The organism is Mesorhizobium sp. P3_A9, assembly GCF_056402975.1.
This window is the reverse complement of sequence record NZ_JBFUGJ010000043.1, coordinates 16,044-29,063: the sequence shown is the minus strand read 5'-3', so window position 1 is coordinate 29,063 and position 13,020 is coordinate 16,044. Positions and strand designations below refer to the sequence as shown.

2 protein-coding genes are annotated in these 13,020 nt (G+C 64.1%); both read left to right on the top strand.

Annotated elements, in window-relative coordinates:
* The coding region (locus AC1DX0_RS09755) for an MBG domain-containing protein (RefSeq protein WP_477355147.1) at positions 1 to 6,364 on the top strand (6,364 nt) is incomplete at its 5' end.
* Positions 6,365 to 6,381: 17 nt separating this feature from the next.
* On the top strand, positions 6,382 to 13,011 hold the full coding sequence (locus AC1DX0_RS09750; RefSeq protein ID WP_477219896.1) for an MBG domain-containing protein: 6,630 nt from the start codon (positions 6,382 to 6,384) through the stop codon (positions 13,009 to 13,011).
* The last annotated feature ends 9 nt before the right edge of the window (positions 13,012 to 13,020 follow it).

Below are 13,020 nucleotides of genomic sequence, written 5' to 3'. Positions count from 1 at the left end.
GAGCACATCTGGGACCGTCTCGATTTACTACAACCCGACCGTCAATCCGGCCGGAAGCGGCGTCAATGCGACGAGTTACGCCAATCCGACCGAGAATTATTCCGGCAACATCGCCGGCGGCGGCACGCTCAACGCGGCGATGCTGGTCAACACGCTCAACGATTTGCGCAACATCAAGAACAACAGCGGCGCCAACTACGCGCTCGGCCGCGGCATCGATGCGACCGGAACGACCCTCACCTCGGCTGCCGTCGATACGCTGAATGGTACTTTCGACGGCCTCGGCAACACCATCTCCAACCTGACCATAACATCGCCCGACGCCAACGTCGGTCTGTTCGGTGACATCGCTTCCGGCGCCACCGTGCGCAACCTCAACCTGGCCAATGTCGCCATCACGGGAACGACCGGCTCCGCCAGCAGTGCTGCCATCGGCGGACTCGCCGGAACGAACGAGGGAACGGTCAGCGCCGTTACCGTCTCCGGCACAGTTAAGACGACTGCCGACTATTACCGCTCCGTCGGCGGCCTCGTCGGCTTCAGCAGCGGCGCGATCAGCAACGCCATTTCCACGGCTTCGGTGCAGGCGACGAATTTCGACATTGCTGGAGGGCTTGTCGGTAATCTTTTCGCGGGCACCATCACCGGATCTTCAGCCAGCGGCGCGGTGATCGTTGGCGGGCAGAGCAGCGGCGGCGGCCTGGTCGGCGACGCCGGTGGTGGCGGGTCGATCACCCGATCTTTCGCCACCGGAACGGTGACGGCGGGCAGCCCGTCCAAGGCGGGTGGCCTGGTCGGCAATCTCGACAGCGCCGCCATCACGGCCTCCTATGCCTCGGGCATTGTGACCGCCAGTGGCCCCAGCCAGGCCGGCGGCCTCGTCGGCTCCACCAAAGGCACGGCCAGCATCGGCACCTCCTACGCAACCGGCGCGGTCAACGCGAGCCAGGGTTATGTCGGCGGTCTCGTTGGTGCCTCCCTGGACGCGACGACCACGGTCACCAACTCCTATGCCACCGGTGCGTTGACCGGCGGCAACCCCGGCGGCATCGTCGGCTACAACAGCGGCAGCATTGCCTCCTCCTATTTCGACCTCGACACCACCGGTGCCACTGCCGCCGCCGGCTGGGGCCCCAACACCGCCACCGGCGGAACGGGGCTGCACACCAGCGACTTCCTGACAGCGTCGAGCTTCACCGGCTGGACCTTCGGCACCACGGGCGGTGGCGCCGGCTGGGTGATCGTCGATGCCGACTCGACGCTCAACAATGCCGGAGGTGCTGCCGGCGGCACGCGGCCGATGCTGTTGTCGGAATATTCGACCACCATCACCAATGCACACCAGCTGCAATTGATGGCGCTCAATCTCAACGGCAAATACACGCTCGGCAACGATATCGATGCCAGCACGACGGCAGGCGGTCAGGGCGTATGGGGCGCCGCCGGCTTCGTGCCGATCGGCAGCGCGCTGGATGCCGGCACCGGGTTTCCGGCCAATTCCAATCTGCCGTTCGGCACCACCAATGAGCATGCCTTCACCGGTACGTTCGACGGCAAGGGCCTCACCATCTCCAACCTGTTCATCAACCGGCCGACGACCGACTATGTCGGCCTTTTCGGCTATGCCAACGCCGCGACCATCCAGAACGTCAAACTGGCTGGCGGCTCGATCACCGGGCGCGACCATGTCGGCGCGCTTCTCGGCGGCAATCACGGCTATGCCAGCGACGGAAGCACCTACTATCCGTTCTATCTCATGAACGCCTCCGCTTCGACGACAGTCAACGGACGCGACTATGTCGGCGGGCTCGCCGGCTCGATCGAAGCCGGTTACGTCAACGACATCTCGGCAAGYGGCGCGGTCAGTGGCCGTGATTATGTCGGCGGGCTCGCCGGCTATAACAATTCCAGCAGCGGCTGGGTGGAGGCTGTCAGCACCAATGTTGCCGCTTCGGCAACAGGGGCGGTCAGCGGCCGCAACAATGTCGGCGGCCTGTTCGGCTATGTCCTGGCCGGCTTCTACAATACCTCCTATGCGACCGGGACCGTTACGGCGACCGGCGACAATGTCGGCGGCCTGTTCGGGCAGGCCTCCGGCCAGGTCGGCAGCGGTCCGACCGACACTGTCTATGCAACCGGTGCCGTCACCGGACGCAACAATGTCGGCGGGCTGATCGGCCTCTCCACCTTCAGCGCCACGCAAGCCTATGCGACCGGGGCGGTGACCGGAGTCACCGCTGTCGGCGGTCTGGTTGGCAACAACGATGCCGGCGGCTACATCGATACCTCTTTCGCCACTGGCGTGGTGCGCGGTACGGACCAGGTCGGCGGCCTTGTCGGACGCAATCTCAGCATCGTCGGCGCGATCGCCGGCACGAACGGTACCTACGCGACCGGCGCCGTCTATGGCACCAGCAATGTCGGCGGCCTCGTCGGTCTCAACGGCTCGGTCTATTCCGGCGGTGTCTCCCTTTTTGGCCGCATACAGAGCTCCTATTCGATCGGCTTTGTCAGCGGCACGACCAATGTCGGCGGACTGGTCGGCAACAACATGGCCGACACGTCGGGCAACAACAAACCGGCGACGGTCAAGGCATCCTACTGGGACACCGATACAGCGGGATCGGGCCTGTCCGGCATCGGTGCAGGCATCACCACAGGCGCAAGCGCGAGCGCCACCGGCAAGACGACGGCGCAATTGATGGCGGCGCTGCAGACCGGCTTCTCGTCGTCGACCTGGGGGCTCGTTGCCAACACCAGCCTGCCTTACTTCAAATGGCTTTATCCGACGACACCGCAGGTGGCGACCGGGACGGCCTACAGCGATCGTGGCACGACACCGCTTGCCGGCGTCGCTACCAACATTCTGGTCAACGGCTCGATGATGCCGGCCTCGGCGGTCGGCTCGACCGGCGCCAACGGCTATTATTATTTCCTGCTGCCCAACGGCACGATCGCCGCGGGCGGCAGCCAGGTGCTGGTGACGTCGAGCGGACCCTCGGCCGGCGCCACCTTCCAGCAGAACGCCACCGGAAACATAAGCGGCCTGTCGATCTACGGCGCCTATCTCAAGCAGCAAGGGTCCGCGGCGACATTGTCGGCGCTCAACGGCGCGCGCGCGACGGCGGTCGGCAGCAATGCCACGGCCTTCAGCCTGATCGGCGGGCTGGCCAATATGGAGCTCGACCCGTCGGGAGCGACTTTCGCCATCGACCAGGCCGCCTATGTGTCGGGCACGCTCGTGCTGTCCTCGACGGGAGCGGTGACCCAGACGGCCTCGATAGGAGCGGGCAGCCTTCTCCTGCTGGGCAGCGGCGGCAACTATGCGCTCAACAATGCCGGCAATGCGATCGGCACTCTGGCGGCCTCGACCGGAACAGTCAGCGTCACCGACAACAGCGACCTGACGGTTGGAACCGTCGCAGGTGTCAACGGCGTGACCGCGAGTGGCGCGGTCACGGTCAAGACCCCAGGCAAGCTGACGGTCGCATCCACGGCCAAAGTCACCGCGGGCAGCAACGCCAATGTCGTGCTCTCGGCTGGCGGCGCCTTCGTCAACAACCGTGGCAGCGACGCGGTTTCGGTCTCCGGAACCGGCCGCTGGCTTGTCTATGCCGCAGGTCCGACCGGCAACACATTCGGCAACCTCGACAGCGGTAACACGGCGATCTGGAATACGGCTGCCGGCGGCGCCGTAAGTGCGACGGGCAATCGCTATGTCTTCGCCTACCAGCCGACGCTGACCTTCACTTCCGACAATGCGTCGAAGGTTTACGGCGACGCCATGCCGACGCTGACCTATTCGGTCTCGGGCTATCAGGCAGGGGTGGCCAACGCCTATCTCGGCGACAGTGCCTCCACCGCCTTCACCGGCGCGCCGACGCTCTATGCCCCCGCTACGCTTGCCACCCAGCCGCTCGGAGCCGGGACCTATACGATCACTATCGATGCCGCCAACGTCGCTGGGCTGAACGGCTACGCCGTTGCCTTCGGCAGCAGTGGTCTGCTTTCCGTTGCCAAGCGGATGGTCACCGTCACTGCGAATTCCGGGCAGGGCAAGACCTACGGCAATGCCGATCCATCGTCCTATGGCTACGCCTACTCCGATCTCGGCAGCGGTACGGCACTTGTCGGCTCGCTCGACCGCGACGCCGGCGAGGACGTCGGCACCTATTCGATCGGCCAGGGCACGCTGACCAACGCCGCCAATGCGAATTACGACATCAGTTTCGTCAGCAACGATTTCACCATTGGCAAGCGGGCTGTCACGGTCACGGCGACCGCCGGCCAAGGCAAGACGTACGGCGATGCCGATCCGTCATCCTACGGCTACACCTATTCGGATCTCGGCACAGGCGCGGCCCTGGTTGGCTCCCTCGACCGCGCTTCGGGCGAGGATGTCGGCAGCTACGCCATCGGCCAGGGTTCGCTGACCAATGCCGCCAATTCGAACTACGACATCAGCTTTGCCAGTAACGACTTCAGCATCGGCAAGCGGGCTATCACGGTCACTGTGACCGCTGGCCAAGGGAAAACCTACGGCGATGCCGACCCGTCATCCTACCTCTATACCTATTCAGACCTCGGCACGGGTGTCGCACTGGTCGGTTCTCTCGACCGCGCTTCGGGCGAGGATGTCGGCAGCTACGCCATCGGCCAGGGTTCGCTGACCAGTGCCGCCAATTCGAACTACGACATCACCTATGTCGGCGACAGCTTCAGCATCGGCAAGCGGGCCGTCACTGTCACGGCGACCGCTGGCCAGGGCAAGACCTACGGCAATGCCGATCCGTCATCGTACGACTATGCCTATTCGGACCTTGGCACTGGTGTGGCGCTGGTCGGCGCGCTCGACCGCGCTTCGGGCGAGGCTGTCGGCACCTATGCGATCGGGCAAGGCACACTGACCGCTGCCAACAACTCCAACTACGACATCAGCTATGTCGGCTCGGATTTCAGCATCGGCAAACGCGCCATCACGGTCACGGCCGATGCCGGCCAGGGCAAGACTTACGGCGACAGCGATCCCCTGTCCTACGGCTACACCGTCTCCGATCTCGGCAACGGTGTAGGCCTGGTGGGCTCTCTTGACCGCGAGGCGGGCGAGGGCGCTGGAACCTATTCCATCGTTCAGGGCAGTCTCGCGACCGCGAATGCCAACTACGACATCACCTATGTCGGCGCCGACTTCACCATTGCCAAGCGCGCCGTCACGGTGACGGCGAGCGCCGGCCAGGGCAAAACCTATGGCGACGCCGATCCGCAGTCCTATGGCTACACCCATTCGGATCTCGGCAGCGGCATCGATCTGGTTGGTGCGCTCGACCGCGCCTCCGGCGAGAATGTCGGCAACTATGCGATCGGACGCGGCACGCTTACCGATGCCGCCAATTCGAACTACGACATCAGCTATGTCGATGCCGACTTCAGCATCGCCAAGCGGTCGGTGACGGTCACGGCGAATGCCAGCCAGGGCAAGACCTATGGCGATATCGATCCGTCCTCGTACAGCTATACGTTCACCAGCCTCGGCACCGGCGTGGCGCTGGTTGGCGCTCTCGACCGCGCTGCCGGGGAGACGGTCGGCAACTATGCCATTGGGCAGGGCGGTATCACCAACGAGGCCAATTCAAATTACGACATCAGCTATGCCGGGGCCGACTTTGCCATCGCCAAGCGAGCGGTGACGGTCACGGCGAATGCCGGCCAGGGCAAGACCTACGGCGACGCCGATCCGTCGTCCTATGGCTACAGCTATTCCTATCTTGGCAATGGCGTCGCCCTGGTCGGCGCGCTGGACAGGGCCGCCGGTGAGAATGCAGGCAGCTATGAAATCGGCCAGGGCACGCTGACCAATGCGGCAAACTCGAACTACGACATCACCTATGTCAGCGCGGATTTCACCATCGGCAAACGCGCCATCACGGTCGTGGCCGATGCGCAAAGCCGGCCGCAAGGCATGCCCAACCCGCCGCTCACCTACACGATCGGTGGCCTGGGATTGGTCGGCAGCGACACGCTCATCGGCGCGCTCTCAACCGCTGCGACGTCGGCCAGCGCACCGGGCAGCTACGCGATCGAACAGGGAAGCCTCGGCGCCTCTGTCAATTACGAGCTGACCTATGTCGGCGTCGATCTGGTTGTCTCGCCGCCCAACACAGTCCCGGCACCGGACGCGGCCAGCACGGTGGCTTACAACGCCTATGCATATGGCGCCGGCGCTCCGGCTCCGGTTTTTTTCACCGGCCAGCCGGTGGATGGCGATGCGCAGACGCTGGTCGAGGATCCCCGGCTTGGCGGCTTCGCCTTCTGCCAGGGCATGGCTGAGACCGCTTCCGTCTGTTCGGTCGCAGCGGTCCAATAGCGATACGGGGCGGAACCATGCAGCGCCAGATTCTTTTTCCGTACCGCCTCAACCGCACCAGCGCGCCGTTGATGGCGCTGCTGCTGGCGTCGACGGCGCTGGTCGGTTTCACATCGGCGCGGGCACAGGAGTTGCCGACCGGCGGCAGTGTTGCCTCCGGCGGCGTCACCATCTCCAACCCGTCGTCCTCGCAACTGAACATCAAGCAGTCGACAAACTCGGCCATCGTCAACTGGCACAGCTTTTCGATCGGCGCGGGGGCGACCGTCAACATCGACCAGCCGACCTCGACCTCGACGATGCTCAACCGCGTCACCGGCGGCACCAAATCGACCATATCAGGTCAGCTCAACGCCAATGGCCAGGTCTTTCTAGTCAACCCCAACGGCATCGCCATCTCCAAAACCGGCAAGGTCAGCGCCGCCGGTTTTGTCGCGTCTTCGCTCGACATCAGCGACGAGGATTTCAAGGCCGGCAAGCTGGAGTTCGAGGGCAAGGGTGCTTCGTCAGCCGTCTCCAACCAGGGCTCGATCAGCATCGGCCGTGGCGGCTATGCCGCTCTGATCGGCGGCAGTGTCGACAATGCCGGTTCGATCAGCGTGCCGCTCGGCAAGGTTGGGCTGGGCTCGGGCAAGAAGGCAACGCTCGATCTCTCCGGCGACGGCTTTTTGCAGGTTTCGGTGCCGACCAAGGCGGATGGCAGCAACGCGCTGGTCAGCAATTCCGGTCTGATCAGCGCCGATGGTGGGACGATCGAACTCAAGGCAGCGGCGGTGCGCGATGCCGCACGCCAGGCCGTCAACATGTCAGGCGTTGTCGAGGCGCACACTGTCTCCGGCAAGTCCGGCGCCATTGTGCTGGGCGGCGACGACGGCTCGGTCGAGATCTCCGGCAGGCTCGACGCTTCGGCCAAGGCAGGCGGCAAGGGCGGCAAGGTCACGGTCACCGGCAGGAAGCTGAAGCTTAGACATGCCGTCGTCGACGCCTCGGGCAAGGACGGCGGCGGTACGGTCAAGATCGGCGGTGACAAGCAGGGCTCCGGCACGCTGCAACGCGCGGCGACGACCGAGATCGATGCGGCCACCACAATCAATGCCGATGCGACCGGCAGCGGCAATGGCGGCACGGTCATCGTCTGGTCCGATGAGCAGACCAAGTTCGCCGGCAAGATCTCGGCACAAGGTGGGGCCGATGGCGGTAATGGCGGCTTCACCGAAGTCTCCGGCAAGCAGCGCCTCGATTACACTGGTGAGGTCGACTTGCGCGCCCGCTTCGGCGATACCGGCGATCTTCTGCTTGACCCCTACAACGTCACCATCTCGAATGGTGCCGATACCGGCGGTTTCACTGCCAGTTCCAATGACAGCGTCATCAACGTCACCACGCTGCAGAACCAGCTGGCGCTGGCCAATGTCACCATTTCGACCGGCAGCGGTGGCGCGCAGGCCGGCGACATCACCATCGCCGCGCCGATCAGCTGGAGCGCCAACACGCTGACGCTCAGCGCTTATCATTCGATCATCTTCAACGCCGGGGCCACGATCGGCGGCGTCGGCGGCATTTCGTTGGTCACCAACAATGGCGGCAGCGGCGGTGCGATCTCCTATGCGCTCGGCGCGGAGATCACTTTCACGGGCACGCAAGGGGCGCAGGCGCTGTCGATCAACGGGCAGGGCTATACGCTGATCTACGACGTCAACCAGTTGCAACAGATCAACAGCGGCCTGAACGGCCGCTATGCGCTCGCCAACGACATCGAGGCCAGCTCCACCTATTCCTGGAACAACCTGCTCGGTTTCACGGCGCTCGGCACGGATGGCAACACCAACATCCAGAACAGCGGCAACGGTTTCAACGGCACCTTCGACGGTCTCGGCCACATCATCAACCAGATCTGGGTCAGGCAAATCCCGGCCAATTATGTCGGCCTGTTCGGCTATGTCGGCACCGCCGGCGTGGTGCGCAACGTTGGCCTGGTCGACAGCTACACCAGCGGTTCCTATGAAACGGGGGCGATCGCCGGTTGGAACAAGGGCACGATCTCCGGCGTCTGGGCCAGCGGCTATCTCCAAGGCGTCAGCAATTCGGGCGGCCTGGTCGGCCAGAATGACGGCACCATCACCCGGTCGTTCTCGACGGTGGCGGTGCAATCGCGCGATGCCAACGCCGTCGGCGGCATCGCCGGCTACAACTCTCCCACCGGCACGATCAGCCAGGTCTATGCCTTGGGGAGCGTCCTCGGTGGCGACAGCGTGGGTGGCCTGGTAGGGTTCAACAATGGTGCCATCAGCGACGGCTATTCCACTGGCGCCGTGAATGGAACATCAGGCGCCACCGGCATTGGCGGCAGCGTCGGCTTTTCCTGGGGCACGGTGACGAACGTCTATTTCGACACCACCACGTCCGGAACGACCACGGGTGTGGCTGGCAACGGCACCGCCGGCGTCACCAGCACCGGCCTGACCACGGCGCAGTTGCAGAGCGGCGCCGCCACCAGCCTGAGCGCGGCCTTCGGTGGCGGAACCGGGGGGCTCTATCCCTATCTGAAGAGTTTTTATCCGAACGGGGTCCAGGCGATTTCCGGCATTGCCTACAAGGACAGTGGCGTCACCCCGCTCTCCTCCGGCACGAAGCAGCCCTATTATGTGAAGAACCCGGGTTTCGTCACCGGTGTCTCGAACGGTGTCGATATCGGCACGGTCACCACTGGCGTCAACGGCTATTACTACATCGCCGTACCGACGGGCTGGATCAACGACAGCGTGCTGGCTTACACCGTCCGCGATGCGGATCCGAATGACAGCTCGGGTGCTCAAAACGGCGTGACGTTCCGGACTGGCCTGTCGGGCGGCAATGTCTCCAACCTCAACGTCTACGGCAATTGGCGTCTCGATGAAGCGGACAGCTCGATCACGTCTCTTTCCGCGCTGCAAGACGCCGCTGTGGCAACGGTCGGCTCGACCTATGTAGGCAGCCTGTCCTTCGCCAACTGGCAGATCGAGACGGCGGCGACCACCTTCGCGATCGACCAGGTGGTGTCGATCGGCGCCGGCACGCTGGCGCTGTCGTCGAATGGCACGGTCACGCAGACGAACGGGCTGGCGGCGGCATCGCTTGTACTCGGCGGCTCTGGCGACTTCGCCCTGGGCAATGGCGGCAACCAGATCGGCACGATCGCCGGCAATGCGGGGTCGATCAGTCTGTACGACCAAGGCGGCCTTGCCGTTGGTACCGTCTCCAGCGCGCGCGGCGTGGCCACGGCGGGCGCTGCCACGACGGGACAGGTCAAGCTTCAAACAACGGGCAACCTGACGATCGCGGCCGGCGCCAAGGTCAGCGGCACCGATCCGGTGCTGTCGGCCATGGGCAGTTTTGTCAACAACCGCGGCAGCGACGCCGTCACCGCCACAAGCGGGCGCTGGCTGGTCTATGCGGCAAACCCGGCCGGCAACACATTCGGCAATCTCAACAGCGGCAACATGGCGGTGTGGAATACAGCGGCCGGCGGCGCGGTGAGCGCGAGCGGCAACCGCTATGTCTTCGCCTACCAGCCGACGTTGACCTTCACCTCGACCAACACCACCAAGACCTATGGCGATACCACGGTGCCGGCGCTGGCCTACTCTGTGTCTGGCTACCAGGCGGGCGTCGCCAATGTCTATCTCGGCGACAGCGCCGCCAACACATTCACCGGCGCGCCGTCGCTGTCGTCCGCCACGCTGCCCGCCGACGAGCAGGTCGGTGGCGGGCCTTATGCGATCACCATCGGCGCCGGCACTCTCACCGCGCTCAACGGCTACGGCTTCGCCTTCAGCAGCGCAGGACAGCTCAGCGTCTCCAAGCGGGCGATCACCGTCACGGCCGATCCTGATCAGCACAAGACCTATGGCGACGATGATCCCACCTCCTACACCTATACGGTTTCGGACTTCGGCAATGGCGTCGCTCTGGCGGGCTCGCTCGACCGTGTCGCCGGCGAAAATGCCGGCGCCTATGCGATTGGCCAGGGCTCACTGACCAACGCCAACAATTCGAACTACGACATCACCTATGTCGGCGCCAATTTCACCATCGACAAGCGAGCGATCACCGTCACCGTCGATCAGGGGCAGGGCAAGGTCTACGGCGATGCCGATCCGGCTGCCTATACCTATTCCGTTTCCAATCTCGGCGGCTTGTCGCTGACGGGCATCCTCGACCGCGTCGCGGGCGAGGATGCCGGCACCTACGCCATTGAGCAAGGCACGCTCGATGTTGCGAATTCCAATTACGACATAACGTTCGTCGGTGCCGATTTCAGCATCGGCAAGCGGGCGGTCACCGTCACGGCCAATTCGGGCCTGGGCAAGATTTACGGCGATGCCGATCCGTCGTCTTATGGCTACACCTACTCGGATCTCGGCACGGGTGTCGCTCTCGTCGGGGCGCTCGACCGCGATTCTGGTGAGACTGTCGGCAGCTACGCCATCGGCCAGGGCACGCTGACGAATGCCGACAATTCGAACTACGACATCACCTTCGTCAGCAAGGATTTCAGCATCGGCAAGCGCGCCGTCACCGTCACGGTCGATTCCGGCCTGGGCAAGACCTACGGCGATGCCGATCCATCGTCCTATGGCTACAGCTATTCAGACCTCGGCACGGGTGTTGCTCTTGTCGGTGCGCTCGACCGCGCTTTAGGGGAGAATGTCGGAACCTACGCGATCGGACAGGGCTCGCTGACGAATGCCGACAATGCGAACTACGACATCAGCTTCGTCAGCAAGGATTTCAGCGTCGGCAAGCGTGCCGTCACCGTCACGGCCAATTCCGGCCAGGGCAAGACCTATGGCAACGCCGATCCGACCCTTGGCTACAGCTATAGCGACCTCGGCAGTGGCGCGGCGCTGGTCGGCGCCCTCGATCGCGCTTCGGGCGAGGATGTCGGCACCTACGCCATCGGCCAGGGTTCGCTGAAGAATGCCGACAATTCGAACTACGACATCACCTTTGCCGGGTCGGACTTCAGCATCGGCAAGCGCGCTGTCACCGTCACAGCGATCTCCGGGCAAGGCAAGACCTACGGCAACGCCGACCCGTCAGCCTATGTCTACAGCTACACCGACCTCGGCAGCGGTGCGGCCCTGGTCGGTGCGCTCGATCGCGCCTCGGGTGAGGATGTCGGCGCCTATGTCCTTGGCCAGGGTTCGCTGACCAACGCCAACAACTCGAATTACGACATCGCCTATGTCGATTCGACCTTCAGCATCGGCAAGCGCGCGGTCACCGTCACCGCGACCTCCGGGCAAGGCAAGACCTATGGCAATGCCGATCCATCGTCTTATGGCTATAGCTATTCGGATCTTGGCACGGGCACCGCTCTCGTCGGTGCATTGGATCGCGCCGGTGGCGAGAACGCCGGCACCTATGCGATCGGTCAGGGCACGCTGACCGATACAGATAACTCGAACTACGACATCACCTATGTCGGTTCGAACTTCACCATTGCCAGGCGGGCGGTCACGGTCACGGCCAATTCCGGCCAAGGCAAGACCTACGGCAATGGCGACCCGTCATCCTATGGCTACACCTACTCGGATCTCGGCACGGGTGTGGCGTTGGTCGGAAGCCTCGACCGTGCCGCCGGCGAGAATGTCGGGACTTACGCTATTGGCCTGGGCTCACTGACCAACGCCGCTAACGCGAACTATGACATCACCTTCGCCAGCGCGGATTTCGCGATCGGCAAACGGGCGGTCACCGTCACGGCCAATGCCGGCCAAGGCAAGACCTATGGCGATGCCGATCCATCGCTCGGCTATACCTTCTCCGACCTTGGCAGCGGCACGGCCCTTGTCGGCGCGCTCGACCGTGGCGCGGGCGAGACTGTCGGCGCCTATACGATCGGGCAAGGCACGATCACCAATGCCGTCAACGCGAACTACGACATCACCTATGTCGGCGCCAATTTCGCCATCGGCAAGCGGGCGGTCACGGTGACCGCCAATGCTGGTCAGGGCAAAATTTACGGCAATACCGATCCGACGCTTGGCTACACGACATCGGGGCTTGGCACTGGTGCCGCCCTTGTCGGCGCGCTCGATCGCGCTTCGGGTGAGAATTTCGGGATCTACGCGATCGGCCAGGGCTCCATCACCAACGCCGCCAACGCGAACTACGACATCACCTATGCCGGCGCCGACTTCAGCATCGGCAAGCGGGCGATCACAGTCGTCGCCGATGCGCAAAGCCGGCTGCAGGGCTCAACCAATCCGCCGCTCACTTACACGGTCGGCGGGCTCGGGCTGGTTGGCAGCGACACGCTCGCCGGCTCGCTCTCGACCGATGCCACCACGGCAAGTGCGCCGGGCAGCTACGCCATCGAGCAGGGCAGCCTTGCCGCATCGACCAATTACGACCTGACCTATATCGGCGCCGATCTGGTGGTGCAGCCAAGCGGTGTTGCGCCATCGGCCGACACCGCCAGCGTCGTCGCCTACAGTGCGGCCAGCCATGGCGGCGGGCAGCCTGTCCAGGTGTTCTTCACCGGCCAGCCAACCGGTGGCGACACGCAGACGCTGGTCGAGGACCCGCGCCTCGACAGCCCTGCCTTCTGCCAGAATATCGGCGAGATCGCGGCTGTCTGTAGCGCTGGGTCGGTGCAATAGGAAGCTGCT

What these genes read in the sequence shown, in the direction of transcription:
- AC1DX0_RS09750 (WP_477219896.1), top strand. Translation starts at nt 6,382, where the DNA reads ATGCAGCGCCAGATTCTTTTTCCGTACCGCCTCAACCGCACCAGCGCG.